Origin of the sequence: Gordonia hankookensis (genome assembly GCF_014673215.1) — a bacterium.
GTDB lineage: Bacteria > Actinomycetota > Actinomycetes > Mycobacteriales > Mycobacteriaceae > Gordonia > Gordonia hankookensis.
This window is the reverse complement of the sequence record NZ_JACWMS010000002.1, coordinates 41,415-68,186: the sequence shown is the minus strand read 5'-3', so window position 1 is coordinate 68,186 and position 26,772 is coordinate 41,415. Positions and strand designations below refer to the sequence as shown.

Genomic DNA, 26,772 nt, shown 5'->3' with positions numbered 1-26,772 from the left:
CGGCCGGGGGCGAGGGTGGTCGACGGCCCGCGTCTGCGCGGTCTGCCCGCGTGGCTGTGTCGGCGGACGTTCCGCACCGCCACACCCTGCTGAGCACTCGCTCAGGATTCTTTCTCGAAACGCTTGTCGATCCCGCCGCGGAATGCCATTCTTGTTCTGACAGAACTCTGTTCTTCTCCGGAGGGGGTGCCGATCGTGAACGCCGCGCCGATGACCCTCGCCTGGCATGCCCTGCGGACGCCGACCAGGCCGGCGATCGTGATGGGAGCCGACGGCGAGACCGTCACCTTCCGAGATCTCGAGGTGCGATCGAGGCAACTGGCCGGCGTATTGCGGCAGCGGGGAGTCCAGACGGGTTCAGTCGTCGCGATCCTCATGGAGAACAACCGTTCCTATCTCGAGGTCACGTGGGCCGCACAACGCAGCGGCCTGTACTTCACCGCCGTCAACCGGCATCTGACCGCCGAGGAGGTCCAGTACATCCTCGACGACAGCGGGGCGGTGGCCCTGGTGACGAGCGAGCAGCTGGCCGATGTGATCGGTGGCCTCGACCTGAGTCGGATCCCGGTGCGAATCGCTGCGAACGGCGAGGTCGACGGCTTCGAGTGCTATGAGCAACTGCTGCGCGATTCGCCACCCGGCCCGATCGACGGTGAGTGCGAGGGACGCGAGATGCTCTATTCGTCGGGAACCACCGGCCGACCGAAAGGCGTCCGCAAGCCGTTGCCGCTGACGCCTCTGGGCGATCCCTCCGCGCCGACCGTGCAGATCGCAGCGGGTCTGGCGATGACCGGCGACACCGACGACGCGGTGTACCTGTGCCCGGCCCCGCTGTACCACGGTGCGCCCCTGATCTTTTCGATGTCATGGCAACGGCTGGGGGCGACGGTGGTCGTGATGGAGCGCTTCGATGCGGCGCAGGGCCTGGAGCTCATCGACAGGTATCGCGTCACCACGGGGCAATTCGTGCCCACCATGTTCACCCGGTTCCTCCGGCTCTCCACGGCGGAGCGGGAGCGCCATGATCTGTCGAGCCTGCGAAGTGTGATCCATTCCGCCGCACCGTGCCCCATCGGAGTGAAAGAGCAGATGATCCAGTGGTGGGGCCCGATCATCAGCGAATACTACTCGGGCACCGAAGATGTGGGCACCACCTTCATCACGGCGCAGGAATGGATGTCACATCGCGGATCGGTGGGGCGACCGATGGAGACGTGTCACATCGTCGGCCCCGACGGGTCCGAGCTGCCGCCCGGTGAGACCGGCGAGGTCTACTTCGAGGGGGGCAGGCCGTTCGAATACCACAACGACCCGGGCAAGACGTCGGCGGCGACCAACGACAAAGGGTGGCGCACGCTCGGTGACATCGGGCGACTCGACGCGGACGGCTATCTCTACCTGACCGATCGGGCCGCGCACATGATCATCTCCGGCGGGGTGAACATCTATCCGCAGGAGGCGGAGAACGTACTCGCCACCCATCCGTCGGTGGCCGATGTCGCGGTGATCGGGGTACCCGATGACGAGATGGGCGAGTCTGCGCTGGCGCTCGTGCAACCGGTCGACGGCGCGGGAACGAGCGAGGAACTCGCCGCCGAGCTCCTGGCATACGTCCGATCGCGCCTCGCGGGCTACAAGTGCCCGCGTGCAATGGATTTCGTCGCATCCCTACCCAGGGATCCCAATGGGAAGCTCTACAAACGCAGACTGCGCGAACAGTATTGGTCCGATCACGATTCCCTCGTGGTGTAGTCCGCGGGGTCAGCCGAGTCAAGTGAGGTAGCGAGGATGGTTGTACAGACAATAGTGGATGAGCTCGGAAAACGCGCCGGTTACGGTGACGTCATCCCGGTCATCGATCCGGTGACCGAGGAGCAGATCGCCGAGTTCACCGACGGCGGTGCCAAGGCCGTCGACGAGGCCGTCGCCAGGGCACGGGATGCCTTCACATCCGGGGTGTGGGTGGGAAAGGCCCCCAGCGAGCGCGCGAAGATCCTGTGGCGCGTCGCGGATCTGATCGATGACCACGCCGCGGACCTCGCCGAACTCGACTCGTTCAACACCGGGATGCCGGTCGACCAGGCGCAGGCGATCATGGGTACTGCCGCCGAGATGTTCCGGTACTACGCCGGATGGTGCACCAAGATCAACGGCATCGCCCACGACATCCAGATGACCGGCGGGGTCGCGCAATTGTTCTCCAACGCGCACGGTTACACCCTGCGGGAACCGTACGGCGTTGTCGGGCTGATCTTCCCGTGGAACGGACCCGTCTTCAACTGGGCCACCAAACTGGCTCCCGCCCTTGCTGCCGGCTGCAGTTGCGTGGTCAAGCCCGCCGAGGAGACCCCCTTGTCGGCGATGCTGCTGCACAAGATCCTCGACGAGGCGGGCGTCCCCGAGGGAGTCGTCAATCTCGTGCAGGGGTACGGCCACACGGCCGGCAAGGCGCTCACCGAGCACCCTGATGTCGACAAGATCGCATTCACCGGTTCCACCGAGGTCGGCAAACAGATCGTGGCCGCCGCGGCCGGAAACCTCAAGCGGGTCACACTCGAACTCGGCGGCAAGTCCCCGGTCCTGATCTACGACGATGCCGATCTCGATCAGGCGATCCTGATGGCATCGATGGGAATCTTCATCCACTCCGGTCAGGGCTGTATCTGCGGGTCGCGGATCTTTGTGCAGCGCGGGGTGTACGAGCAGGTCGTGGAAGGCATCGCGGGTGTGGCGAACGGTCTGCAGCTCGGCGGTCCCAAGGAAGAGAACGTGCACATCGGTCCGCTGATCAGCGAGAAGCAACTCAAGCGCGTGATGGGCTTCATCGACGAGGGACGCAAAGACGGGGTCGAGGTGGTCACCGGTGGGCACCGCCTGGACCGCAGAGGCTACTTCGTGCATCCCACCGTGGTCACCGACGTCGATCCCGAGATGCGTCTGTTCCAACGTGAGATCTTCGGACCGGTTGTCGCCATCCTGCCGTTCGACGACGACGACGAGGTGATCGCGATGGCCAACAACTCGAGCTACGGACTCGCGGCCACCGCATGGACGAATGATGTGAGTCGCGCGCACGGACTCGCCAAGCGACTGGAGGCGGGCACGGTCACACTCAACTGCCAGATGGTCTATGACCACGCGATGCCGTTCGGCGGCTACAAGCAGTCGGGTTGGGGACACGAGTTCGGTCGCGAAGGTATCGAGGCCTACCTGCAGACCAAGACCGTCTACACCAAGATCTGATCCGGCCGACACGAAGGAGCAGATCGCATGTCCGACAAACCCGTCCACCGGGTGGTGCAGTGGACCACCGGCAATGTGGGCCGCAGTTCGGTCGCGGCCATCGCGGCGAATCCCTCCTACGAGCTCGTCGGGTGTTACGCCTGGTCGAGGGACAAGGTCGGCAGGGACGTCGGTGAGCTCGCCGGTGTCGGGCCCCTGGGTATCGCGGCGACCGACGACGTCGCGGCGCTCCTGCGGCTCAAACCCGATGTCGTGGTCTACAACCCGATGTGGATCGATGTCGACGAGCTGGTCCGAATCCTCGAGTCCGGGATCAATGTGGTGGCCACCGCGTCGTTCATCACCGGGCACAATCAGGGCGAGGGGCGCGAGCGCATCGCCGAGGCGTGCCTGCGCGGCGGATCGAGCATGTTCGGGTCGGGCATCAGTCCGGGTTACGTGAACCAGTTGTCCATCGTCGCGGCCGGGATCTGCGATCGGGTCGACCGCATCACGGTCAACGAGGCCGCCGACACCACCTTCTACGACTCCCCGGAGACGGAGAAACCGGTCGGTTTCGGCAGGCCCATCGATGACCCGGAATTGCCGGTCATGACGGCGCAGGGTACCGGCGTGTTCGGCGAGGCCGTGCGCATGGTCGCCGACGCACTCGGGATCGAGCTCGACGATGTGCGCTGCGATGCCGAATATGCGCAGACCACAGAGGATCTGGACCTCGGTTCCTGGTCGATTCCGGCCGGATGTGTCGCCGGGGTTCATGCGAGTTGGAAGGGCATCGCCGGTGACCAGACGGCGGTGGAGATCAACGTGCGGTGGCGAAAGGGCCAGACGCTGCAACCCGATTGGAAGATCGATCAGGACGGCTGGGTCATCGAGGTGGCCGGTCGGCCGACGGTGAGGATGACGGTGGGATTCTTGCCACCGCCGGATTTCGAGGCGACCACGATGGAAGAGTTCATGGTGCTCGGGCACATCATGACGGCGATTCCGCCGTTGAACGCGATACCCGCTGTCGTCGCGGCCCCGCCGGGGATCGTCACCTACAACGATCTCCCCTTGATCCTGCCGCGAGGAGTCGTCCGGCGCGACGGAACCTGAACAGACCGAATGTGATTGAAGATGAAAGGTTGGGAGACATGGGTGGACGCCTGGAAGGCAAGGTAGCCTTCATCAGCGGGGCAGCACGAGGGCAGGGACGCAGTCATGCGGTCCGGCTGGCATCCGAAGGCGCGGACATCATTGCCGTCGACGTCTGCGGACCGGTGACCGCCGATTCGGCGATCGCTGCAGCGACCTCGGCCGATCTCGCGGAGACGGTGGAGCTCGTCAAGGGCCAGAATCGTCGTATCGTCGCGGCGGAGGCCGACGTCCGTGACTACGACGCGCTGAAGGCCGCGCTCGACAACGGAGTGGAACAGCTCGGCCGCCTCGACGTGGTGGTGGCGAACGCCGGCATCGGCAACGGTGGTGAGACGCTGGACAAGACCAGTGAGTCGGACTGGCAGGACATGATCGACGTGAACCTGGCGGGCGTCTGGAAGACCGTGAAAGCGGCTGTGCCACATCTGCTCGCGACGGGGAACGGCGGGTCGGTCGTGCTGACCAGCTCGGTCGGTGGCGCCAAGGCGTACCCGAACACCGGCCACTACATCGCCGCCAAGCACGGCGTGATCGGCCTGATGAAGAGCTTTGCCGTCGAATTGGGCGCGGAATCGATCCGAGTCAACTCCGTCCTCCCCACCAACGTCAACACCCCGATGTTCATGAACGAGGGGACGATGAAACTGTTCCGGCCGGATCTGGAGAACCCGGGACCCGAGGACATGAAGATCGTCGCGCAGATGATGCACGTGCTGCCGATCGGTTGGGTGGAGCCCGAGGACGTCAGCAGCGCGGTGCTGTTCCTGGCGTCCGACGAGTCCCGTTTCATCACCGGTGTCGCACTCCCGGTCGACGGGGGCAGCCTGCTCAAGTAGGAGCCTACGAGTCGCCTCGGCCTATCTGTCCGAGGCCGAGGCGATCTCGAACTGTCGCAGACAACGCTCGATGAACTCCATGGTCTCTGCATGTGCTCCGGTGATGCCGAGCGCCGCCTCGCCGGTCATGGTCCGGCCGATACCGCTGAGAATCGTCGCCAGGACCACCGGGGGATATTTCTGGACGTCGATGCCGCGGGCACGGAGCACCATGTCGAAAGCGGCCGTCTCGATCTCACGTGCTCGGCGTGCGTAGGTCCTCAGTTCGACCGCCACGGCCTCGCAGTGGATGGCCAGGGCCATGAATTCAGCGTTCAGCTGGGTCGTCCGGCTCTCACTGTTGATCAGCCACAGAGCGCCGAGCGGATCGTCGTCGGTGAGCGCTCGACGCCATCGCCCGAGGGCCGCCTGGGCGTCACGCTGCAGAACGGCCACGAACAGTGCGTCCATGCTCGGGAAGTGGTGCGCCACCACGGCCTGTGCCACACCAGAGGTGGCGGCGATCCTCGTGGGCGTCACGGCGGGATATCCGTCGGACTGCATCACCGCCAGGGTTGCGTCCATCAGCAACTCTCGGATCGCAGGGCCGTCGTCCTCGTCGTCGGAGCGGAAGAAGATCGAACTCACGATGACCTCAGCCATCTCAGATCGAGCGTGCGGTCTCGGTCAGAAGGGCTTCGATCGGGCCGAGATCGCCACCGAGTTCGGCGGCGACCGACCGGACGATCTCGAGGTCTTTGCCGACGAACTCGCCGACGGCATCGGCGAACGAGTCGACCGATCCGCGACGCGCGATGCCGGCCAGAGCCCGGCTGTCGGCGCTGCCATGGGGAAGTGCCGTCAAGAGGGTCGACTCGTCGATGCCGAGTCGGGCGCCGAGGCCGACGCCGGCCCGGACCAGCCCGATCTGTGCTGCGAACAGGGCGTTGTTGACGAGCTTCACGCGCTGCCCGTTGCCGAGCGCGCCGACATGCAGGATCGGGTCGGCATACGCGCCGAGAACCGGTCGGAGGTGATCGACGGTGTCGCTGTCGCCACCGACGAACAGGGTGAGCCCACCGGCTGCGATGTCGTGCGGGCCACCGCTGACGGCGGCGTCGATCACCCGGATGTCGCGGCGCGCCATCACCTCCGCGATCTCCTCGGTGGTAGTGGGGCTACCGGTGGTGTGGATCACGATCGTGGACCCGGGCGACAGGCGAGAACCGAGTGGGCCGGAGAGACACACCTCGCGCACCTGCTCATCGGTGAGCACGGTGACCAGCACGATGTCGGTGCTCGGCGTGGCGACGTCGGCGATGTCGGAGTGAGCGCGAACCCCTTTGGTGTGTAGCCGTTCACGTGTCTCGGCTGTGCGGCCGAATGCGGTGACGGTGTGCCCGGCCCGGACGAGGCGATCGGCGATGGGCAGACCCATCCGCCCGACTCCGACGCACGCGACCTCGGTCATGACTCCGATCCCATCCGCTGCAAGGCCGCGTGGGCGGCGGCGAGAACCGCCTCGCCGTGGCTCCGCCGTTCCCCGGCAATGCCTTCGAGCAACCCGACATCCTTGCGGAGCAGTCCGCCCGCGTGCATCGCGATCCGGTCGAGCGTGCCCCCGGCAGAAGCGACGCGTCCGAGAGCGAAACTGTTGGCGGTGCCGTGGGTGATGACCTCGGCAAGGCGTGCGGTGTCCACGCCCAGGGCGTCTCCGAGCCCGATCGTGTCGACGGCGGTGGCGAGGTTGGCGGTGAAGAGCAGGTTGTTCAGCAGTTTGGTGGTCTGGCCACTACCCAGATCCCCCAGATGTACCACGGGATTCGCGTAGATCTCGAAGATCGGCAGGCACCGCGCCACGTCGTCGTCGGCGCCGCCGACCATGACCAGCAGGTCGCCTGTCTCGGCGGCCCGCCCGCCGCCACTGACCGGTGCGTCGACGACGGTCACCCCGACGTCGCGGGCAGTGTCGGCGAGTCGCTGACATGTGTCGGGGTGAACCGTGCTGTGCACCACGATGATCCCGCCATTGCTCATTCCGGACAGCACGCCGTCGGGGCCGGTGGCGACGTCCAGGACGTCCTGATCGGCGACCACGCAGAGACAGACGATATCGCTCGCGGCACCGACCTCGGCCGGGCTGCCGACGATCTTCGCGCCGGTCTCGGCGTACCGGACCAGGGTCTCCGGCCGCCGCCCCCAGAGGGCCACCTCTTCACCGGCATCGATGATCCGTCGGGCCATCGGGCCACCTTGGCTGCCCAATCCGATGAATCCGATTCGCATGTCTCTCATCCCTTTCCGGGGTCGACGTCAGGAGAACGGTAGATCCGGGTGCATACGTCCCACCACGCAGCTCTCGACGAAGGAGAGGACGTGGAGATGGTAGGCGCGGGCCATGTGGCCGAGGCTCAGATTGTGGCCGCCGCCCGCCAGCTCGTCGACAACGACCCGAGGCGAACCGGTGAACAGTGCCGCGATGTCGCGCAGAGCGTCGGGGTCCTTGCGCCAGATGCGCTCATGCGCGGCCGCAGTGAAATGGACCGGTATCGCCACCGCGGGTGCCAGCGTCGGAAAGTCCCGGCGCGGCCAGGAACGTATCACCGCTCCCTCGCCCGGGGGAGTGGGTGAGGCGAGGGCGGAACCCCCGGGCATGCCGGGTGGATAGAGAGCCGCGGGTTCCCACAAGAGCTTTCGCACTCCGGCCGGCGGTGCGTTGCGCTCGTGGCTCCCGAGGATCTCCTGTGCCGCGGTCTGATACGCCAATCCGGTCCCGGACAACTCGAGCCCCAACAGTTCGGCGGCGCGGGCCTCGTCCGCGGCCATACGGACGGCGAGTTCGCAGCCGACCGAGTGCGCCCAGACGAAGACTCCTGCACCGGTCGGTAGGCCCGTCAGGTGTCCGGTGATCGCACCATAGGTGAGCTCCACCCGTCGCGTGGCATCCATCTCGGCGGCATGCGGTCTCGAGGTCCCGTGACCGGGTCGGTCGAGGGCGAGGACCGTGTAGCCTGCGGCGCTCGCGACGCGCAGCAGGGACGCGGCCGGATGTCCGGGGCAGTCGAAGTATGCGGACTTGGTGGCACCGCCGTGGATCGCGACGATCACCGCCCGCGGGTCGGGTGCCTCGGCGATCAGCGCCGACATCGGCACGCCGTCGACGTCGACGACGCCGGAACGGACGACATCCGGGGAGTCGTCGAGCCATTGTTCGGCGGTCACGCCACGCTCCGGAGCAACATCACGCCGCTCGGGGTGAGCCCACCGCTGCTGACAACGCCGACCCGTGCATCGGCGACCTGCCGGTCACCGCCGTCACCGCGCAACTGCACGACGGCCTCGTGGAGTAGCCCCATGCCGTGCGTGCGGCCATGGGAGAGCTGCCCGCCGTGCGTGTTGAGCGGGATCTGACCCTGGAGTGAGATGTTCTTCCCGCCGTCGAGGAATTCCTTGGATTCGCCGATGCCGCAGAACCCGAGGCCCTCGATCCAGGACAGGCAGTTCACCGTGAATCCGTCGTAGAGTTCGGCGACGTCGACGTCCTCGGGGCGAAGCGAGGTGCGGGTCCAGAGATGTGCGGCCTGTCCGAGCACCTGTGGCTCGTGGGTCAGAGTGCTCTGGTCCCAATCCATCCGGTCGATGATCTGGGTACCGACGGCCTCGACGAGGATCGGGGGATGGGCCAGGTCGTTCGCGGCCTCGACGGCGGACACGATCACCGCGACAGCACCGTCGCAAGGTACATCGCAGTCGTAGAGGCCGAACGGGGTGGTGATCGGACGGGCCCCGAGGTAGTCGTCCATCGTCATCGGATCGCGGTACACCGCTGTCGGATTGAGCCCGGCGTTGGCGCGCTGGTTGAGTGCGATCCAGCCGAGGGTCTCCTTGGTGGTCCCGTAGCGATGGAAGTGGCGCTGCGCGTTCTGCGCCAGGGTGTGGGCAGCGGAGGTCGCCCCGAAGGGCACCATCCAACTCGATGTCCGTCCGGACGGTTGGACGATCGTGCCGTTCTTCAGGAGCTCACCGTAGGTGGATTCCCACACCGTGCGGTAACACAACACATGTCTCGCGAGGCCGCCGGCGACGGCCAGCATGGCCGCGATGACCGAGCCTCCCGGACCGAAGGTCTCGATGCCGCCGTTGTGCCAGGTCGGCTGGATCCCGAGGGCTGCCTCCACCGGGGTGACGCCGCCTTCTCCGAAGCCGCCGACGTTACCGCCACCGGGATAGGTGGCGATGCCATCGATGTCTGCCATGGTGAGGCCCGCGTCGGCGACCGCCGCCTGGCAGGCCTCGATCGTCAGCGACAGTGGCGGTCTCATCAGACGCCTGCCGATCTGCGACATCCCGACCCCGGTGAGCGCGACCTTGTCCTCGAATTTGTCGGTCGTGACCATCGGACGGACATACCGGGCGAAGTCGGCGGGGTCGATCTCGTCGTCGGGCAACTCCGCGGGTTCGGACGGTTGATCGCCGACGGGTCGGAAGAGGGGTAGCCAGACGTCCCCGATCTCGAGGAAGTCGACCTCGACGGTCATCCCGAGATAGACGTCCTCGGGGTCACAATCGATGATGTTGGTGGTCAGCCGGATTCGTGGGTCCTCGGCCAACGCGACCTGCGCGACGACGTAGGGCGGCGACAGACCGGGCAGCGCGAACCGTTGATTGATGGTGAAGCCTGCGACGATGCCACGGCCGGACACCACACGTTCGCCGAGCTCGGTCCCATGGCAATAGCGGCACACCGGCTGCGGCGGATGGAGCAGTTCCCGGCAGCCGGTGCACTCCTGGATGCGCAGTTGATCGTCGGCGCCCGACTTCCAGTAGAACTCGTTGGCCGGGGTCAGCTGGGGAAGGGGGCGTGTAGGGGTCTCGGGCACGCGCCCTACCCTTTCTGCTGCGCTCGGGACAGGGCAAGAGGTTCGGCGAGATTCTCGTCGTCCACCATCTTCTGCACCTCGACGAGGGTGTCGGCGAGGCTCGAGTGGGTGCGCGGCCCCGGAGTGAATGTCGCGGGCAGGTGACGCATCCCCTGGATCACCCCGATCGAGTCGTAGTGCACCGCGCCCTGTGGATCACACCGGTAGTCGGGCATCCGGTCGAGCACCGCGACGAGCATGCGCTTGAAGACGGTACGGGCGACGTTCGATCCGATGCAGCGGTGGATACCGAGGCCGAAACTGAAGTGACGGTTGCCGGTCCGGTCCAGGTGGACGTGGTTCGGATCCTCGAAGAGTTCGGTGTCACGGTTGGCCATCGCCCAGGACAGCCAGAGGCGATCGCCCTCGCGGAAATCGGTGCCGTCGGTGGCCTCGAAGTCCTCGGCGATGGTCCGTCCGTCGCCTGCGGCGGGGGTGAAGTAGCGCAGGAACTCCTCGGTGGCGCCGTCGAGGAGTTCGTCGCGGTGGGCGCTGAGGCGTTCGCGCTCGTCGGGGTTCTCCGAGAGCCACTCCAGTGAATGTGCGGTCAGGGCGGTCGTGGTGTCGAAGCCGCCGCCGATCACGAGACTCAGAATCCCCAGCAACTCCATGTCGTCGGGAGCGCCGCCGTCGATACTCGCGTTGGCCACCGCGTTGATCATTCCGGGGCGCGGATTCTCCCTGATCTCGAAGAGGTTTGTGATCAGGTCGATCCCGAGCTGTCGGTGCAATTCCGCGACTCGGGGCGCGTCTGGAGAGTCCGGCGGTGTGTACACCGCGGCGTGTACCGGCTCGTTGTAGATCGTCCACTTCTCCACCGGGATGCCGAGCATCGCCAGGGTGAGGACGGCCGGTACCACATTGGCCAGTTCGTCGACGAAATCGATCTGACCGGTCTCTATCTTCTCGTCGATGCACGCGTGGATCACCTTGTCGATGAAGGGAATCCACCGTTTCACTGCAGCTGGTGCCAGATACGGATTGAGGATGGAGCGGAAGTACTTGTGTTCGGGTTCGTCCATCTCCAGGATGCCGCCCCGGACGCCCGCCGCGCGGTCGGCCGTCGGCACACTGATGCCCTTGTAGCCACGCCGTTCGTTGCGGACGTCATGGTCGTTGGACACATACGGGCACCGCGCGAGCTCGAAGACGGCCTCACTGCTCGCCGCGACCCAGTGACCTCCGTAGGTGTCGCTCCACGCCACCGGGCACTTCTCGTGCATCTCCTGCGTGGTCTCGAGGAACTTCTCCCGATACTCGGTCGAATGGCGTTCGAAGGGATAACGATTCCGCTTTCGCGCGTCGTCATCGGTGACGCTGTCAAGACTCATCGTGTCGTCTCCTGTCGTCGTGTCGGGTCACTCGGTGCCCGAGGAGATACGCTCGGACACCGATATCGCTTGTTCCGGACAGGATCGCGAGGCCTCACGGACCTTGTCCTCGAATCCGTCCGGTACGTCCTCGGAGACCGGCGAGGCGTGGCCGTCGATGTCGCTGAGCTCGAAGATCTCCGGAGCGATCATGGCGCAGAGGGTGTGTCCCTGGCAGCGGTCGCCGTCGATGTGAACCTTCACGATCGTCCTCCTATCGGTGGATGAAAGATGTTGCTGGGCTGTGGGTCATGCGGAGGTGATCAGATCTTGAAGTCGTACCACTTGAGGTAGCCGCCTGCGTCGACGCGCATCTGCATACCGGTCACGTAGCGGGCCTCCTCGGAGGCGAGGTAGAGCACGGTGTTGCTGATGTCGGACGGTTCGATCCACGGTGTCTTCATCGCCTGCTGCACATAGAACGCAGGCGTCGCGTCTTCGCGGGTGGGGTTCTCCAGATCGGGGCGGAAGGACCGGTACATCGGCTCGCTCTGCAGCATGTCGGTGTTGCAGTTGGTGGGATGGATGACGTTTGCGCGGATACCTTGGGGTGCGAGGTGAGTGGCCAGTTCGTGGATGTACTGGGAGAGAGCTCTTTTCGAGAAGACGTAGGCGACGCCGCCCAGATCCTTGCCGGGGACGTCGGTCTTGCTGATGTCCATGAGCGCCGCGATCGATCCGGTGGCGATGATCGATGCGCCATCGCTCAGGTGGGGGAGTGCTACCTGCACCGCGTTCATCGTGCCGATCAGGTTGGTGTCCACCACGTCGCACCATGCCTGGGTGGCCGGTTCGCCCTTCATCCCGGCCACGCCTGCCTGCGCCACGACGATGTCGAGCTTGCCCAGCTCGTTGATACCGCGTTCGAGGGCGGTGCGCAGTTGTGAGGCCTCGCGGACGTCGGCCTGGACTGCGACGACCCGTCGCCCCTCCTTCTCGACGAGACGTGCGGTCTCCTCGAGGTCTTCTGGAGTGGCCATCGGATATCCGATGGTGTCGATGTCCTTGCAGAGGTCGACGGCAATGATGTCGGCGCCCTCTTCGGCCAGACGCACCGCGTGGCTGCGGCCCTGCCCACGTGCGGCTCCGGTGATGAAGGCAACCTTGTCCTGAACGCGTCCCATGTCGAATCTCCTTCTGTGGTGCCACGTTCTACGCGATCCGCGGCGGTCTGTGGTCGGCTCCCGGTCGGCTCCGGAGCCGGAGTGATCAGGTGTTCCGGCCCCCGTTGACGCCGAGGATCTGTCCGGTGATGTAGCCGGCCTCATCGGAGATGAGGAAGGCGCAGGCGGCGGCGATGTCCTCCGGACGGCCCACCCGCCGTACCGGTGTCCGCTCGATGTGGTCGTCGACCGTTCCGCCGAGTCGCTTGTGCCCTTCGGCATTTCGCAGCATCGGGGTGTCGATGAAGCCGGGCGGCACCGCGTTGACGGTGATGCCCTGCGGGCCGAGTTCGAGGGCCAGCGCCTTGGTCAGTCCGTTCACGGCGGACTTGGCGGCGACATAGTGCGTCATGTACGGCTGACCCGAATGGGCGCTCGACGACGAGATGTTGACGATGCGCCCCCAGCCGGCGTCGACCATGTCCGGCAGGACCGCCTGGGTGCAGTGGAAGACACCGTTGAGGTTGACGTCGATGACCTTCTGCCACTCCGCGAAGTCGAGTTTTGCGAAGCGCTTGAATCCGTCGACGCCTGCGGCATTGACCAGAATGGTGATCGGGCCCAGGGTTTCGCGGATCTTGGCCATGGCGGCGTCGACCTGCTCGCGGTCGGTGACGTCGGCGGCCTCGGCGGACGACTCGTCGGTGGGTCTCAGGTCGATGGTGGCGACGTGATAGCCCTGGCTGCGGAGGCGTTCGGCGACCGCCAGTCCGATGCCGGAGCCGCCGCCGGTGACGACAGCGTTCTTCACGACCACGCCTCGTCTCCGGCGATGGTCGTCCGGTGCATGGTCCGTTCCGAGGACGGGTCATACGGCAATGCGCGATGCAGCATCCCGGTGTTGTCCCAGATCACCACGTCGTCCTTCTCCCACTCGTGGACGTAGGAGAAGCGCTCCTGAGTCGACCAGGCGAGCAGTTCGTCCAGCAGTTCACGGCTCTCCTCGGGGCGCATCCCGACGATGTGGTCGGCGGTCGCACCGATGACGAGTGACCGGCGGCCGTCGCGGCGCTGCCACACGAGCGCACTCTCGTGCGAGGGCAGGGTGCGCCAGGCGGCGAGCTGCTCGTCGGTCGGATCGGGGTGCACCAGCCGCTGCGATGCCTCGAAGGTGTGCACCACGCGTAGCCCGTCGTAGCGCTTGCGGTCCTGCTCGGGCAGGTTCTCGTAGGCGGCATAGGTGCTCGCGAACTCCGTGCCGCCGCCGACCATGGCGACGTGGCGTGCGGTCAGCATGGTCGCCTTGGCCGGCACGTCGTTGGTGGTGTCGTCGATATGCCAGTGGAACGTGCCCTTGAGGTATTCGGCCGACCGGGACTTCGCCGGGTCGAGCGACACCACGAACACCTCTTTGCCGGCGGGCGCGAGCACCGGACCGAGCTGTTTGCTGAACTCGACCTGGGCCGGGTCGTCGAGATGTAGGCCGCGGATGAGCAGGACACCGCGCCATTTCAAGGCTTCCAGGCAACGACCGATCACCGCGGGATCGCGTAGGTCGTCGATTCCGGACACTTTGACACCCATCGCAGGGGTGAGGGCTGAGGTCTCGATCACAAGAATCTCCCTTCCATGGGTGAGAACGGTACTCTCGGAAATCAGTAATCGGCAAGTGTTCGAGTGGTTCGACCGGCGCCGGACGCCGACTCGGGGCCTCGGCGGCGATGGAGCGTTCGGTCACCTCGCGACCTTGCGTCCTCGGTGATTCTATGCGAATGTGACGTTAGTCATATACGAGAATGACATTTTCAACAAGGGAGTGGGAGGGCGTGTGGTGGCCCAGGACACGATGACGACCAGCGGCTCGAGTGCGGTCGATGCGAGTCAGGTTTCCGGCAGTATCCAGAAGCGACTGCTGATCGACGGACAGCTCGTCACGTCGGCGACGACCTTCGAGACGATCAACCCGGCGACCGGGGAAGTGCTGGGCTCGGCGCCGGACGCCGGCGTGGACGAGGCGACGGCGGCGATCGCCGCGGCTCGTACCGCGTTCGAGAAGTCCGGGTGGGCGACCGACGTCACGCTCCGCGCGCGGTGCCTCGATCAGTTGCACAAGGCTCTGCTCGCCCATGCCGAGGAACTGCGTGATCTGACGATCGCCGAGGTCGGCGCCACCAAGATGCTCACGAAGGGCAATCAGCTCGATGCGCCGATCGAGATCGTCCGCTACTACGCCGATCTCCTCGAGAACCACTCCTTCACCGAGGATCTCGGTGAGATCGAGATCCGGGGTCAGCAGCACCGTCGGTGGACCGAACGTGAACCCGCGGGCGTGGTGGCCGCCATCATCGCCTACAACTACCCGAACCAATTGGCCCTGGCGAAGCTCGCGCCGTCGTTGGCGGCCGGATGCACCGTCGTGCTGAAGGGCGCTCCGGACACGCCGCTGGTGACGCTCGCGCTGGGCGAGATCATCGCCGAACACACCGACATCCCGGCAGGCGTCGTCAACATCATCACGTCGTCGAAGGTCGAGGTGGGACAGACGATGGTGGCCCATCCCGACGTGGACGTCGTCACGTTCACCGGGTCGACACCGGTCGGCAAGCAGATCATGGCCGATGCGGCGGGCTCGTTGAAGCGTGTATTCCTCGAACTGGGCGGTAAATCGGCGCTCATCGTCCTCGACGACGCGGATCTGATGAAGGCGGCCCAGTTCGCGGCGTTCACGATCTGCAGCCACGCGGGCCAGGGCTGCGCATTGACCACCCGGCTGATCGTGCCGCGCGACAAGCACGATCAGCTCGCGGAGATGGTCGGGGCGATGCTCGACCACGTGACCGTCGGAGACCCGACCGATGACAAGACCTACATGGGCCCATTGATCAGCGAGCGACAGCGCGACAAGGTCGACGGCCTGGTCCAGCGTGCGGTCGAGGCAGGCGCCCGGTTGGTACGCGGCGGACAGCGCATCGATCCCGGCTTCTTCTATGCGCCGACACTGCTCGCCGGCGTCGACCCCGACAGCGAGATCGCGCAGGAAGAGGTCTTCGGGCCGGTACTGGCGATGATCCCGCACGACGGCGACGAACACGCCATCGCGATCGCCAACAACTCGCGGTACGGGTTGTCGGGCGGCGTTCTCACCACCGACTCGGCCCGCGGTGCGGCGGTCGGCCGCGCGATCCGGACGGGCACGTTCAGCATCAACGGCGGCAACTACTTCTCTGCCGACGTGCCGTTCGGCGGGTACAAGGAATCCGGCATCGGCCGGGAGATGGGCGTCGCAGGTCTGCACGAGTTCACCGAGATCAAGGCCTTCGCCGAGGCGGTGGAAGCGTGAGGCCGCTGGAGGGTTTCACCATCCTCGAGGTCGCGATGTACGGGTTCGTGCCGTCGGCAGGCGCGGTTCTGCGTGAATGGGGGGCCGAGGTCATCAAGGTCGAGCACGCGGTGACCGGTGACCCGCAACGCGGCCTGCGCCAGACCGGCACGTTTCGCGTCGAGGGCGACCCCAATCCCAATGTCGAGCATGCCAATCGGGGCAAGCGCAGCATCGGGATCGACATGTCACGTCCGGAGGGGCGCGAGGTGCTCTACGAACTGGTGCGCAAGGCCGACGTGTTCCTGACCAGTTTTCTGCCCGGTCCGCGCACGCGGTTCGGGATCGACGTCGACGACATCCGCGCGGTGAACCCGTCGATCGTCTATGCGCGGGGCAGTGCGCTCGGCCCGAGGGGTGCCGAGTCCGACAAGGGCGGCTACGACATGACCGCCTTCTGGTCGCGCGGCGGCATCGCGGCGACCCTGACGCCGCCCGACACCGAGGGCCTCATCAGCCCGCCGGGTCCGGCGTTCGGCGACACGATCTCGGGGACCAATCTCGCCGGCGGCATCGCGGCCGCGCTACTCAAGCGGGAACGGACCGGAGAGCCGTCGGTGGTCGACGTCTCTCTGCTGGGCAGCGGACTGTGGTCGATGGGTCACACCGTGGCGCTCTCACTGCACCTCGACAAGCCGATGGAGGCTCCGGCGCAAGGCGGCCATGGGTCGCCGACCAATCCGCTGTCGGGACTCTACAAGACGGCGGACAACCGCTACATCTCCTTCGTCATGCTGCAGGCCGCGAAGTTCTGGCCCGACGTGTGCAAACACGTCGAGCATCCGGAGCTCGCCGAGGACCCGCGGTTCACCAGCGCAGAACTGTTGGCGGAGAACACGTCCGAAGCAGTGGCGATCCTGCGGGAGATCATCGCCGAGCGCACTCTCGCAGACTGGACGGAACGATTTGCGACCCTCGCGGGGCCGTGGGCCCCGGTGCAGGATTCGCGGCAGGTCGGTGACGACCCGCAGATCCGTGCCAACGACTACATCGTGAACGCGGGTGACCTCGAACTGGTGGGCAACCCCGTCCAGTTCGACGTCGAGGCGTCGTCGGTCACGGCCGCGCCAGGATTCGCCGAGGACACCGACGACATCCTCCAGGAACTCGGGATGGACTGGGACCGCATCATCGAATTGAAGACCGCGGGCGCGGTCACCTGACGGGAGCAGACGATGCCGAACATCACCTCCATCGGAACCTATCTCCCGTGTTGGGGTGTTGTCGACCACCGCGTCGCCGGTGACGACGAGGACGCCATCACACTGGCTGTGGAGGCCGGACGGGCCGCACTGAGCGGTGGTGCTTCGGTGGAATCGGTGGTGCTGGTCAGCCGAGACCTTCCGCTCACGGACAGCAGCAACGCGGCGGTCCTGTTGGCAGGCCTCGACCTGGACCCGGAACTCGAGGTGACCGAGCGTCTCGGTGGTGCACCGGCGACGCTGGATGCGCTGAGCTCGGCCCGCTCACGCACGCTGGTGATCGGTGTCGATCTCGAACCTGCCGGTGCCGCAGCGGTGTTGACCGCCGATCGTGGTCTGAATGTCCGGACCAGCGCACGGGTGGCGCGCAGCCTGCCGGTGCGTACCCGTAACACCACGGGGGCCGTCCACGACTACGGTGACCCGCGATTGCTGCACGACCGCGGGCTGGTCGCGTCGTTGGCGGCGTCGTGGCTGGAGAAGCCGACGGTGGTGGCCGGGGTCGACCGCAAGGCGGCCGCGCGGCTTGCCGAGGTCGATGCGGAAGTCCCGACGCTCGGTGCCAGCTCGGGTCTGTTCGCGCTGGCCGCGATGGCCGAGCAGCAGGTGTCGGGCAGTCTCGTCGCTGTCGAACAGGCGAGTCTGTCCGGGATCTCGGTGACCGCCGCCGAGGTCATGGTCTCTCGGCGCGAGCAGCCGCCACGTTCGAAATCGGAGGAACCGGTCGCCTCCGATGACGAACTACGCATCTCGCTGGCCGCGTACGAGCGGGCCTTCGAGGCCAAGGTGCGGTGGGAGGCCGGGAAGTTCGCCGACAGTGAGACACTCGACTTTCCGCCGCGCTATCACGTGGGTGCCGACGGGGCCCTGCGCACCGACTACGAACTCGTCCCGCTGCCGCGCGCAGGCGTGGTGTACTCCGAGGCGACCGTGCACGTTCCGGTGCCGGGCCTGCCATCGCCCTACTCCCTCGTCCTCGTCGAGCTCGACGACGTGGGTGTCCGCGCGCTGGTGAAGGTGGCCGGTGCCCACGTGGGACTCGTGGGTATCGGAGATCGGGGACGGCTCGTTCTGCGTCGTCTGGCCATCCGATCCGGCGTGCCCGACTACGGATACGCCTTCGAACCCGAAGAGGTGGCAGCATGAGGCGCGTCGCGGTCGTCGGGGCCGGAATGACACCGTTCGCGGAGCATTTCGCGCTCGGTGTCAAGGATCTCGTCCCGATGGCGTTCGCGGATTGCGTTGCGTCGGTGGACAAGGGGATCGACAAGCACGACATCGAGGCCGCGTGGTTCGGAGCGGTGGGTGCGACTGATGGTTTCGCATCGGGCATCGTGGCCGATTCCCTCGGCATCGAGGGGATCCCGGTGACCCGGGTGGAGAACTCTTGTGCCACCGGCAACGACGCGATCCGCAACGCGGTGTACGCCATCGGGTCTGGTGCGGTGGACGTGGCGCTGGTCGCCGGCGCCGACAAGCTGCGCGAGACCGCGTCGAAGAACGTGGTCTGGGAGTGGGAGGCGATCTCCCGCGACATGGCGTGGGAGTATCCACTGGGCCTCGTCGCCCCGGCCGGCGTCGCACTGCACGTCAACCGGTACTTTCACGAATCGCCTGCCACCCGCGAACATCTGGCGATGGTCGCGGTCAAGAACCATCGGCACGGCGCCAACAATCCCAAGGCCAGGCTGCAGTTCGAGATCACCGCAGAGCAAGCGTTGTCGGCGCCCACCGTGGTCGAACCGTTCAGTGTCTACGATTGCGCACCGCTGAGCGACGGCGCCGCCGCGATGATCCTGGTATCCGAAGACATCGCCGACCGCTACACCAGCCGCCCCGTGTGGGTGGCCGGGGTGGGCCTCGGGCTGGATTCGATGATGCACCAGCACAAGACCGACCTGACGACCTTCCCCGCAACGGTGCGGGCCGCGCAGCGGGCGTTCGCCATGGCCGGAGTGACCCCGGCCGACGTCGACGTCGCCGAGGTCCATGACTTCTTCACCGGCATCGAGCTCATCAGCTATGAGGATCTGGGCTTCGCCAACCGGTTCGAGGGATACAAGCTCCTCGAAGCGGGCGACACGACGATCGGGGGCTCCCTTCCGGTGAACACCAGTGGGGGTCTGAAGTCCAAAGGGCATCCACCGGGTGCGACCGGCATCGGCCAGTGTGTGGAGCTGTTCGAACAACTCCGGGGCTCGGCGGTGAATCAGGTCGACGGCGCGCGGATAGGTTTGGCGCACAACGTCGGTGGCCCGACATCTGTCGCGGCGGTGACGATCCTGCGTGGTCCGGCGTGACGCCTCGGTCCCCGGTGATCTCGATACGGCGCCTCGCCTGGCGGCTCGGTGCCTACTCGATCGGCGGGAGTAGCCGCCCGGCGGGTGGGGTTCTTGCTGGTCGGGTGGTCGTCCGGCGGGTGGGGTTCTTGCCGGTCGAGTGGTCGTCTGGCGGGTGGGGTCTCGCCGGTCGAGTAGTCGCGAACGGAGTGAGTGGCGTATCGAGACCATTCGAGAGGTGGTGCTCAGCGGAGCTCGCTCTTCATCACCTTTCCGGTGGCATTGACGGGTAACCGATCGACGAAGGTGATCGTGCGCGGTGCCTTGAAGCCCGCCATCCGTGTGCGACTCCACTCGACGAGCTGGCCCTCGGTGACCGGGGCGGCCGCGACCACGAACGCCTTGCCCACCTGGCCCAGGCGCTCGTCGGGAACCCCGATCACCGCGACCTGGTCGACCGCGGGATGTTCGAGTAGGTAGCTCTCGATCTCGGCGGGGTACGCGTTGAAGCCGCCGACGATGAACATGTCCTTCTTGCGCCCGACGATCCGCAATCTCCCCCCCTCGACGATCTCGCCGAGATCGCCGGTGTGCAACCACCCGTCGACGTCGATGGCTTCGGCGGTCGCATCCGGGTCGTCGAGGTAGCCCTGCATCACGTTGTAGCCGCGGATGAGCACCTCGCTGTCGTCTGCGACGCGGATCTCGATGTCAGCGCAGGGCGTTCCGACGGTCGTCGCGATCTGATCGAAGGCGTCGCCGGATCTGGATGCCGTCACGGTGCCGGCCTCAGTGAGTCCGTAACCCGTCATGATCGTCTCGAACGGGAGCTCGTTGTGGATTCGGCGGATGAGATCGACCGGTATGTCGGCGGATCCGGTCACCGCGGCGCGTAATGACGAGAGATCCCGTGAACCGTCGTTCGCCGAGAGCAAGGATTGATACAGGGTCGGCGGGCCCGGGAGCATGGTGATCTTCTCGGTCTCGATCAGGTCGAGGACCCGTCCGACGTCGAGGACGGGCACGGGGTGGATCGTCGCGCCACGGATGAAGGAGGCGACGATTCCCGCCTTGTAACCGAACATGTGGAAGAACGGATTGACGATCAGGTATCGGTCACCTTCACGGAGATCGGCCAGATCGCACCATTCCGAGAACAGTCGCAGCACCTGTTCGTGATTCATCATGACACCCTTGGGGCGACCCGTGGTGCCGGAGGTGTACATGATGTCGGCGATGTCTGACGGACCGATAGAAGCCGTGAAAGGCGTTCCACTGGAGAGGAAGTCGCTCTTGATGTCGATGACCGACACGCCGGCCGGCACCTCGAAGTCGATTCCGAGGAAATCCTTCTGGACCAGCACGGCCTTCGCTCCACTGCGCGTGATGATGTCGGCGGCCTCGTCGCGCTTGTAGCGGGTGTTGACCGGGACCAATGTCCCGCCCGCCGTCAGGAGCCCGAAGACGGCGATGATCCACTCGGCCGAGTTGGGAGCCCAGATCGCGACCCGGTCGCCCTTGTGGATTCCGATGTCGGCAAATGATCCGGCTGCACAGCGGATTCGATGAACCACTTCGCGGAATGTGAGCCGCAGGGACCCGTCGACGACCGCTTCGGCATCGCCGAAGCGGTCGGCCGACGACAGGACCATCTCGGGGATGGTCTTCCAGGTCATACCTTCAGGAGCCGCGCCATGTTGCCACCCATCACGAGCTTCTGGTCCTCGAACGGAAGGTGCTCGATGTGGCTGATGTAGGTGGTGGGCTCGGCAAGGCCTTCCGGATGCGGGTAGTCCGAACCGAACAGCACGCGCTCGGCGCCGATCAGCGCGGTCAGCTTGCTGAAGTCCTCCTCCCAGAACGGGCTGACGTGGATGCTCTTCTTGATGGCGGCCACCGGGTCCTGCATGCCGAAGCCCTCGGGAGCCTTCTTGTACACGTCGGTCAGTGTCTGCAGCACGTGCGGCAGCCAGCTGGCACCGTTCTCGATCACGGCGATCCGCAGCTCCGGGAAGCGCAGCAGCGCACCATGGCACACCCAGGAGGAGACGGCGTCCTGGATCGGGCGCCATTCGCTGACCATGCGGAAGGCGTTCGTCACGAAGGGGAGCATCTCCTCGCCGCTGCCCTCCCAATCCTGGTTGTAGCGGGCGTAACCGCTGTCGGACGAGTGCTGGGTGACGAGCACGTCGAGTTCGACGACCCGCTTCCAGAACGGGTCGAACTCCGGCAGTGCGAACGACCGCAGACCCTTGAAACCGGGCACCGGTGCGGGCCGGACCAGGATCGCCTTGGCGCCACGCTCGACGCACCATTCGAGTTCCTCGATCGCCTTGTCGACAATCGGGAGGCTGATCACCGGGACGGTGAAAATGCGCTCCTTGTAGTTGAACGACCATGTCTCGTAGAGCCACTGGTTGAGGGAGTGGACAACCGCGTGGATCAGTTCCGGATTGTCGCGCATGCGCTCCTCGACGAGGCTCGCCAGCGTCGGGAACATCAGGGTGCGGTCGATCTTGAGTTCGTCCATCAGCTCGAGCCGCGGTGCGGGCTCGCGGAAGGCGGGGATCGCCTTGATCGGCTTACCGAAGATCTCCCGCTTGCTCTTTCCCTCGGGATTGCCGTTCTTGAAGTAATCCTCCATGGCACCCGGCCGTGCGACCACGTCGAAGGTCGGGTTGGGGATGTACTCGCTGATCTGGCCACGGATGGCGATCTTGGTGCGGCCCTCGACCTCGACGTACTGGATGGCCTTCTTGTACTTGTCTGGCAGGAACTTGGTGAGCGCCTCCTTGGTCTCGTACAGATGGTTGTCCGCGTCGAACAGCGGGTAAGGCAGCTGGCTCGGTGACATGTGAAACTCTCCTTTGCTACTTTCGAGAATACTATTCTCCTGAACGTGCATCGTGCAATGCCGTGCGGATTCGGAATTTCTGCACCTTGCCGCTGGCGGTGCGGGGGAAGTCGTCGACCACGTGGACCTCTTCGGGCCATTTCTGCTTGGCCAGACCGACCGCGGCCAGGTGGACGCGGAGGTCCTCGATGGTGGGGGAGCCTCGATCGGGATGGACTCGCACGACGGCGGCGGCGCGTTCGCCGAGCCGGTCGTCGGGAACCGCGACTACGGCGGCGTCGGCCACGACGTCCATCCCGAGCAGGGCATCCTCGACCTCGAGGGCGCTGATGTTCTCGCCACCGCGGATGATGATGTCGGATTTGCGGTCGGTGATGCTGAGGTAGCCGTCCTCGTCGAGGACGCCGATGTCCCCGGTGTGATACCAGCCGTCGTCGTCGAACATGTGGGCAGTGAGGTCCGCGTCGGTGTATCCCATGCAGAGATCCGGTCCGCGGCTGAGGATCTCGCCGTCCTCGCCGAGCCGGATCTCGACCCCGGGCAGTGGCCGACCGTCGGTGTAGAGGCGCTTGTCCTCCGCGGCGCTGGGGTGCGAACCGGTGATCGACGGGTGCTCGGTGCTGCCGTAGGAACGGAACACCGTGATGCCGAGTGCGGCCAGCCGTGTGGTGATCGCCGCCGGAACAGACGATCCGCCGAGGCCCGCGTACTTCATGTGGGGCACATCGGATTCGGTGAAGTCGGGGTGATCTATCAGGCTCGTCATGTAGTACGTCGCGCCGCCGCCCACTGTGACGTTCTCGGCCCGCATTAGACGCAAGGCATCGCCGGGATCCCAGACGTCGGCGAGATTGACGTCGGTGCCGTCGAGGACCGGGATGAGGAAGGCGTTGATCATTCCGATGAAATGCCCGACCGGTGCCGCGGTGAGCTGTCGGCCACGGTCATCGGGGTACATCGCGGAGAGCTGGCGCGTCTCGTGGACCAGTGAGCGATGGCTGTGCAGAACACCTTTGGGGTTGGTCGTGGTGCCGGAGGTGAACGCGATGAGTGCGCAGGTGGACGGATCCACCGGGAGGACGCCTGCCAGCGGCTCGTCGTCGAGGAGGTCGGTGAAGTCCTTGTCGATCACCCCGACGATCGGGACGTCGGCGCACACGGACAGGTCATAGGTGATCCGCCCGAAACTCATGGGCGTGATGAAGACCTTCGGTGTCACCTCGCCGAGAATGTAGGAAACCTCTTTGCGTCCATAGAAATGCACGATCGGCACGACCGCCGCACCGAGAAAGGCCGACGCCCAGAACACCGCAGCGGCCTCCATCGAGTTCGGCAGCTGGAATGCGACGACATCGCCGGGTCCCACACCCCGCCTGCGCAATCCGGCCGCCAGCCGTCGCGCCACGATCTCGACGTCGCGAAAGGTCCCCGACCAGGGGCGGGTTGCCGAGTGCACCAGGAAGCGGGCATCGGGGGATGCCGCCAGACCGTCCCTGAGCAGGTCGCCGAGGGTCTCGTCCGTCCACCACCCGTTGGCGACGTACTTCTCGGCGAGCTCGGTCGGTACCTGCCTGGTCATGAAGCCCCCATGCGCTCGGCCGGAGCCGCTGTCCCGGCAGAACTGCCGTCGACCCCGGATTCGATGGTGATAATGTTCTCTTTGAACGAGAATAGCAATCTCACTTCCGGAGAGCGAGCGGTTATGGTGAAGATGGAGACGGTCGACGGCCTGGCCGTGATCACGATCGATCGGCCGGAGGCGCGGAACGCGATAGCGCCGTCGACGATGGACGAGCTCGACGAGGCGATCGACGCGGCGGCCGGTGCGCGGGCGCTCGCGATCACCGGCGGCGGCGACCGTGTCTTCGTATCCGGCGGCGACCTCAAGGAACTCGCGAAGCTCCGGACCCTGGACGAGGCCCGGGCGATGGCCTGGCGGATGCGGCGGATATGCGATCGCATCAGCGCTTTCCCGGGGCCGGTGGTGGCCGCGCTGAATGGGCACGCCCTGGGTGGTGGCGCCGAGGTCGCGGTGGCCGCGGACATCCGGCTCGCGGCCGACGACATCACGATCGGCTTCAATCAGTCGAGTCTGGCGATCATGCCGGCGTGGGGAGGGGCTGAACGGCTCACCACCCTGGTCGGCCCGTCGCAGGCCCTGTTGCTCGCCGGATCGGGGCGAAAGTTGTCCGCGGAGGAAGCGATGAGGGTTGGGCTGGTCGATCAGGTCATCGAACGATCCCGGTTCGACGACGGTTGGCGAACCATTGCGCAATCGCTCGCGACGGCGCCCGCCACCGCGATCAAGAAGGTCATCCGCGGCGTCGAGCCGGGCGAGGCCGTCGAGGAGTTCGCGCACCTGTGGGTGGCCGACGAGCACTGGGCGGCGGCCGACCGGGTTCTCAAGCGCGCCAAGTGATCGAGCAGGATCCGACGGTGCACATCGACGACCCGGTGGCGGCAGCGCATCGTGCCCTCTATGAGGCGGGCCTTGATGTCCGATCCGAGGTGGTCGGCGCCGACTACGTGGCCGAATCGCTGGCCCGCAACGTCGGTTCCGACGGCGAGCCGTTGCAACGGTTCGTCACGGAGTCGGTGTGGGGCTCGGTCTGGACGCGCCCCGGTCTCGACCGGCGGAGCCGGAGCCTGATGACGATCGGCATGCTGGTCGCCCTCAATCATCATGCGGAGCTCGCCGTTCACGTGCGCGCGGGGCTGGGCAACGGCCTGACCCGTGACGAGGTCGTCGAGGCGATCATCCATGCCACCGCGTATTGCGGCGTACCGGCGGGCATCGCAGCGATGCGGGTCGCGCAAGACGTCCTGATCCGCGAACTGGGAGAGCGTCCCGACACCGACGCATCACGAGAGGGAAGCCATGGCTGACATCCCGATCCCGGAGCGGCGCGTCGGCATGATCGGCCTCGGCGCCATGGGGTCGCCGATCGCCGCCAACTTCGTGGCGGCGGGGCAGCCGCTGATCGTCGCCGACGCCGTGCCCTCCGCGGTTCGGCAATTCCTCGCCGCACATCCCGATCGGGTGGCACCTGGCGATCCCGCGGACTGCGACGTGGTGGTCCTCTCGTTGCCCACGAGTGATGTGGTCGACGAGGTGGTTCTCGGCGCGAACGGACTGCTCCACCGCCTGGCGCCCGGGTCGATCATCGTCGACATGAGTTCCAGTGTCCCGGCCCGCACCCGTGCACTCGGGGATGCGGCCGCTGTGGCGGACGTCGCCGTCGTCGACGCTCCGGTCAGTGGTGGGGTGGCCCGTGCAGTCGTCGCGGATCTGGCGGTGATGGTCGGCGGGGACGACGGGCCGGTCGAGACGGTGCGGCCCCTGCTGGCGGCAACCGCGCGCGAGATCATCCATGTGGGTCCGACCGGATCAGCGCATGCCGCCAAGGCGCTCAACAACCTGCTGTCGGCGGTGGGACTGTTCGCGGCCGCCGAAGTGCTCGTCGTCGGGACGAAATTCGGCATCGACCCCGCGACACTGCTGTCGGTGCTCAACGCGGGTAGCGGTCGCAATCAGGCCACCGAGGCCAAGTTCGGGACGTTCGTGCTGAACCGCGGTTTCGACTCGGGATTCACGGCGTCGCTGATGAACAAGGACGTCGGCATCGCGCTCGACCTCGCACGCGACTGCGGCGTGGACCTCGACATCGGGTCCGCGCTGGGTCGGGCATGGGCATCGGCGACCGAGGCGGTCGGACCGGGCGCCGATCAGACCGAGATCGTCCGAGTCCTCGAACAGGCCGCGGGGGTCGAACTCCGTTGACCGTATCCACTGGTCGAGGCCACGCGTTGTCAGATCACCTTGCCTGCCCGGTGATTTCGTGGGCTTGCACGGAAACTTCCGAGGCGGCAATGTTGCTGCAGACCGAATTGTTCCCACCGACTCACACGAGGTGCACGAGAAGATGACCCGCCTGTTCACCAGACCGTCGCCCGACAACACCGCTGTGCAATTGCTGATGCGTGCGGCCATCGGCGGAACGATGATCGCCCACGGCGTCAAACACGGTCGCAGCCTCGACGGCACCGCAGGCTGGTTCGGTTCCATCGGGTTCAAGCAACCCAAGCTGCAGGCCCAGGCGTCCGCAGTGGTCGAGGTCGGGGCGGGCGCCGCCATCGTCGCAGGCGCCGGTACACCGGTGGCCGCGTCGGCCGTTGTCGGCACGATGGCCGTCGCTGCTCGTTCGGTGCACCTTCCCAACGGTTTCTTCATCACCTCCGAAGGATGGGAGTACGTCGCCAATCTGTCGGTGGCCGCCATCGCGCTCGCCGCCCTGGGGCCGGGCAAGTGGAGCGTCGACCGTGCACTCGGGCTCGACAGCAAGCTCACCGGCAACCGCGCTGCCGCGCTCGCCGCCGGGCTCGGTCTCGGTGCCGCCGCCGCACAGCTGGCCGCCTTCCACCGGCCTCCGAAGGCATCTGCCTGACCGGTACCCCGGGCGGGCGTCGT

The 26,772-nt window shown here is 66.2% G+C and carries 25 protein-coding genes; 12 read left to right on the top strand and 13 right to left on the bottom strand.

Annotated features, from left to right (window positions below; translation table 11 throughout):
* Positions 1-210 precede the first annotated feature (210 nt).
* From IDF66_RS07590 to IDF66_RS07575, 4 genes are read left to right on the top strand one after another with little or no spacing between them, the layout of a single operon-like run.
* The gene (locus IDF66_RS07590) at positions 211-1,752 is read left to right on the top strand and encodes an acyl-CoA synthetase (RefSeq protein ID WP_190267377.1); all 1,542 of its coding nucleotides are present in this window, start codon (positions 211-213) and stop codon (positions 1,750-1,752) included.
* A gap of 36 nt (positions 1,753-1,788) precedes the next feature.
* Positions 1,789-3,243 carry an aldehyde dehydrogenase family protein gene (locus IDF66_RS07585; RefSeq protein WP_164307289.1) on the top strand — a complete coding sequence of 485 codons (1,455 nt, stop codon included), beginning with the start codon at positions 1,789-1,791 and terminating at the stop codon, positions 3,241-3,243.
* 27 nt (positions 3,244-3,270) lie between these two features.
* The gene (locus IDF66_RS07580) at positions 3,271-4,341 is read left to right on the top strand and encodes an NAD(P)H-dependent amine dehydrogenase family protein (protein ID WP_190266390.1); all 1,071 of its coding nucleotides are present in this window, start codon (positions 3,271-3,273) and stop codon (positions 4,339-4,341) included.
* 38 nt (positions 4,342-4,379) lie between these two features.
* Positions 4,380-5,219, top strand: coding sequence for a mycofactocin-coupled SDR family oxidoreductase (locus IDF66_RS07575; RefSeq protein WP_164307287.1), 840 nt, complete (start codon positions 4,380-4,382; stop codon positions 5,217-5,219).
* Between the two features lie 21 nt (positions 5,220-5,240).
* Here the strand turns inward: IDF66_RS07575 and IDF66_RS07570 are convergent, their stop codons facing one another.
* From IDF66_RS07570 to IDF66_RS07525, 10 genes are all read right to left on the bottom strand, one after another.
* Positions 5,241-5,861 carry a TetR/AcrR family transcriptional regulator gene (locus IDF66_RS07570; protein WP_164307286.1) on the bottom strand — a complete coding sequence of 207 codons (621 nt, stop codon included), beginning with the start codon at positions 5,859-5,861 and terminating at the stop codon, positions 5,241-5,243.
* A gap of 1 nt (position 5,862) precedes the next feature.
* Complete coding sequence (locus IDF66_RS07565) at positions 5,863-6,669, bottom strand: NAD(P)-dependent oxidoreductase (protein ID WP_190266389.1); 807 nt, start codon at positions 6,667-6,669, stop codon at positions 5,863-5,865.
* Positions 6,666-7,484, bottom strand: coding sequence for an NAD(P)-dependent oxidoreductase (locus tag IDF66_RS07560; RefSeq protein WP_190266388.1), 819 nt, complete (start codon positions 7,482-7,484; stop codon positions 6,666-6,668). The genes IDF66_RS07565 and IDF66_RS07560 overlap by 4 nt, the downstream gene beginning before the upstream one ends.
* A gap of 27 nt (positions 7,485-7,511) precedes the next feature.
* Complete coding sequence (locus IDF66_RS07555; protein WP_317628623.1) at positions 7,512-8,420, bottom strand: alpha/beta hydrolase; 909 nt, start codon at positions 8,418-8,420, stop codon at positions 7,512-7,514.
* The gene (locus tag IDF66_RS07550; protein ID WP_190266387.1) at positions 8,417-10,078 is read right to left on the bottom strand and encodes a thiolase C-terminal domain-containing protein; all 1,662 of its coding nucleotides are present in this window, start codon (positions 10,076-10,078) and stop codon (positions 8,417-8,419) included. The genes IDF66_RS07555 and IDF66_RS07550 overlap by 4 nt, the downstream gene beginning before the upstream one ends.
* Before the next feature lie 5 nt (positions 10,079-10,083).
* The gene (locus IDF66_RS07545; protein ID WP_190266386.1) at positions 10,084-11,448 is read right to left on the bottom strand and encodes a cytochrome P450; all 1,365 of its coding nucleotides are present in this window, start codon (positions 11,446-11,448) and stop codon (positions 10,084-10,086) included.
* Positions 11,449-11,475: 27 nt separating this feature from the next.
* Positions 11,476-11,691, bottom strand: coding sequence for a ferredoxin (locus IDF66_RS07540; protein ID WP_164307280.1), 216 nt, complete (start codon positions 11,689-11,691; stop codon positions 11,476-11,478).
* Between the two features lie 59 nt (positions 11,692-11,750).
* Entirely contained in the window at positions 11,751-12,611 is an 861-nt protein-coding gene (locus tag IDF66_RS07535) for a mycofactocin-coupled SDR family oxidoreductase (protein ID WP_164307279.1), read from the bottom strand.
* An 85-nt stretch (positions 12,612-12,696) separates the two neighbouring features.
* Positions 12,697-13,401: an SDR family NAD(P)-dependent oxidoreductase gene (locus tag IDF66_RS07530; RefSeq protein WP_190266385.1), complete on the bottom strand. Its 705-nt coding sequence runs from the start codon at positions 13,399-13,401 to the stop codon at positions 12,697-12,699.
* Positions 13,398-14,204 carry a TauD/TfdA dioxygenase family protein gene (locus IDF66_RS07525; RefSeq protein WP_164307277.1) on the bottom strand — a complete coding sequence of 269 codons (807 nt, stop codon included), beginning with the start codon at positions 14,202-14,204 and terminating at the stop codon, positions 13,398-13,400. Before IDF66_RS07525 ends, IDF66_RS07530 begins: the two co-directional genes overlap by 4 nt.
* 232 nt (positions 14,205-14,436) lie before the next feature.
* Between IDF66_RS07525 and IDF66_RS07520 the strand changes: the two genes are divergently transcribed.
* Genes IDF66_RS07520 through IDF66_RS07505 form a run of 4 tightly spaced genes read left to right on the top strand, consistent with a single transcriptional unit; the run spans position 14,437 to position 19,471 of the window.
* The gene (locus IDF66_RS07520; RefSeq protein ID WP_190266384.1) at positions 14,437-15,930 is read left to right on the top strand and encodes an aldehyde dehydrogenase family protein; all 1,494 of its coding nucleotides are present in this window, start codon (positions 14,437-14,439) and stop codon (positions 15,928-15,930) included.
* Entirely contained in the window at positions 15,927-17,132 is a 1,206-nt protein-coding gene (locus IDF66_RS07515) for a CaiB/BaiF CoA transferase family protein (protein ID WP_190266383.1), read from the top strand. Before IDF66_RS07520 ends, IDF66_RS07515 begins: the two co-directional genes overlap by 4 nt.
* Positions 17,133-17,144: 12 nt before the next feature.
* Positions 17,145-18,317, top strand: coding sequence for an OB-fold domain-containing protein (locus IDF66_RS07510; protein ID WP_190266382.1), 1,173 nt, complete (start codon positions 17,145-17,147; stop codon positions 18,315-18,317).
* Entirely contained in the window at positions 18,314-19,471 is a 1,158-nt protein-coding gene (locus IDF66_RS07505) for a thiolase C-terminal domain-containing protein (protein WP_164307273.1), read from the top strand. The genes IDF66_RS07510 and IDF66_RS07505 overlap by 4 nt, the downstream gene beginning before the upstream one ends.
* Before the next feature lie 224 nt (positions 19,472-19,695).
* Here the strand turns inward: IDF66_RS07505 and IDF66_RS07500 are convergent, their stop codons facing one another.
* The 3 genes from IDF66_RS07500 to IDF66_RS07490 are packed head-to-tail and all read right to left on the bottom strand — an operon-like array spanning position 19,696 to position 23,883.
* Positions 19,696-21,126 (bottom strand): FadD3 family acyl-CoA ligase, encoded by a 1,431-nt coding sequence (locus IDF66_RS07500; RefSeq protein ID WP_190266381.1) that lies wholly within the window; start codon positions 21,124-21,126, stop codon positions 19,696-19,698.
* Positions 21,123-22,304 carry an amidohydrolase family protein gene (locus tag IDF66_RS07495; RefSeq protein ID WP_164307271.1) on the bottom strand — a complete coding sequence of 394 codons (1,182 nt, stop codon included), beginning with the start codon at positions 22,302-22,304 and terminating at the stop codon, positions 21,123-21,125. The genes IDF66_RS07500 and IDF66_RS07495 overlap by 4 nt, the downstream gene beginning before the upstream one ends.
* A 31-nt stretch (positions 22,305-22,335) precedes the next feature.
* A complete protein-coding gene (locus IDF66_RS07490) occupies positions 22,336-23,883 on the bottom strand; it encodes an AMP-binding protein (RefSeq protein WP_190266380.1) in 1,548 nt (515 codons plus the stop codon).
* Between the two features lie 123 nt (positions 23,884-24,006).
* On the opposite strand from IDF66_RS07490, the gene IDF66_RS07485 reads away from it, so the two are divergent.
* The 4 genes from IDF66_RS07485 to IDF66_RS07470 all read left to right on the top strand — a co-directional run bounded on the left by IDF66_RS07485 (position 24,007) and on the right by IDF66_RS07470 (position 26,749).
* Complete coding sequence (locus tag IDF66_RS07485) at positions 24,007-24,723, top strand: enoyl-CoA hydratase/isomerase family protein (protein WP_190266379.1); 717 nt, start codon at positions 24,007-24,009, stop codon at positions 24,721-24,723.
* A 23-nt stretch (positions 24,724-24,746) separates the two neighbouring features.
* Positions 24,747-25,190 carry a carboxymuconolactone decarboxylase family protein gene (locus IDF66_RS07480; protein WP_387999269.1) on the top strand — a complete coding sequence of 148 codons (444 nt, stop codon included), beginning with the start codon at positions 24,747-24,749 and terminating at the stop codon, positions 25,188-25,190.
* On the top strand, positions 25,183-26,085 hold the full coding sequence (locus tag IDF66_RS07475) for an NAD(P)-dependent oxidoreductase (protein ID WP_190266378.1): 903 nt from the start codon (positions 25,183-25,185) through the stop codon (positions 26,083-26,085). The genes IDF66_RS07480 and IDF66_RS07475 overlap by 8 nt, the downstream gene beginning before the upstream one ends.
* 142 nt (positions 26,086-26,227) lie before the next feature.
* Positions 26,228-26,749, top strand: coding sequence for a DoxX family protein (locus IDF66_RS07470; RefSeq protein WP_164307267.1), 522 nt, complete (start codon positions 26,228-26,230; stop codon positions 26,747-26,749).
* Positions 26,750-26,772 lie beyond the last annotated feature (23 nt).

Coding starts and splice junctions, on each gene's coding strand:
- IDF66_RS07590 (WP_190267377.1), top strand. CDS start 211: ATGACCCTCGCCTGGCATGCCCTGCGGACGCCGACCAGGCCGGCGATC.
- IDF66_RS07585 (WP_164307289.1), top strand. CDS start 1,789: ATGGTTGTACAGACAATAGTGGATGAGCTCGGAAAACGCGCCGGTTAC.
- IDF66_RS07580 (WP_190266390.1), top strand. CDS start 3,271: ATGTCCGACAAACCCGTCCACCGGGTGGTGCAGTGGACCACCGGCAAT.
- IDF66_RS07575 (WP_164307287.1), top strand. CDS start 4,380: ATGGGTGGACGCCTGGAAGGCAAGGTAGCCTTCATCAGCGGGGCAGCA.
- IDF66_RS07570 (WP_164307286.1), bottom strand. CDS start 5,861: ATGGCTGAGGTCATCGTGAGTTCGATCTTCTTCCGCTCCGACGACGAG.
- IDF66_RS07565 (WP_190266389.1), bottom strand. CDS start 6,669: ATGACCGAGGTCGCGTGCGTCGGAGTCGGGCGGATGGGTCTGCCCATC.
- IDF66_RS07560 (WP_190266388.1), bottom strand. CDS start 7,484: ATGCGAATCGGATTCATCGGATTGGGCAGCCAAGGTGGCCCGATGGCC.
- IDF66_RS07545 (WP_190266386.1), bottom strand. CDS start 11,448: ATGAGTCTTGACAGCGTCACCGATGACGACGCGCGAAAGCGGAATCGT.
- IDF66_RS07535 (WP_164307279.1), bottom strand. CDS start 12,611: ATGGGACGCGTTCAGGACAAGGTTGCCTTCATCACCGGAGCCGCACGT.
- IDF66_RS07520 (WP_190266384.1), top strand. CDS start 14,437: ATGACGACCAGCGGCTCGAGTGCGGTCGATGCGAGTCAGGTTTCCGGC.
- IDF66_RS07510 (WP_190266382.1), top strand. CDS start 17,145: ATGCCGAACATCACCTCCATCGGAACCTATCTCCCGTGTTGGGGTGTT.
- IDF66_RS07505 (WP_164307273.1), top strand. CDS start 18,314: ATGAGGCGCGTCGCGGTCGTCGGGGCCGGAATGACACCGTTCGCGGAG.
- IDF66_RS07500 (WP_190266381.1), bottom strand. CDS start 21,126: ATGACCTGGAAGACCATCCCCGAGATGGTCCTGTCGTCGGCCGACCGC.
- IDF66_RS07495 (WP_164307271.1), bottom strand. CDS start 22,304: ATGTCACCGAGCCAGCTGCCTTACCCGCTGTTCGACGCGGACAACCAT.
- IDF66_RS07490 (WP_190266380.1), bottom strand. CDS start 23,883: ATGACCAGGCAGGTACCGACCGAGCTCGCCGAGAAGTACGTCGCCAAC.
- IDF66_RS07485 (WP_190266379.1), top strand. CDS start 24,007: ATGGTGAAGATGGAGACGGTCGACGGCCTGGCCGTGATCACGATCGAT.
- IDF66_RS07475 (WP_190266378.1), top strand. CDS start 25,183: ATGGCTGACATCCCGATCCCGGAGCGGCGCGTCGGCATGATCGGCCTC.
- IDF66_RS07470 (WP_164307267.1), top strand. CDS start 26,228: ATGACCCGCCTGTTCACCAGACCGTCGCCCGACAACACCGCTGTGCAA.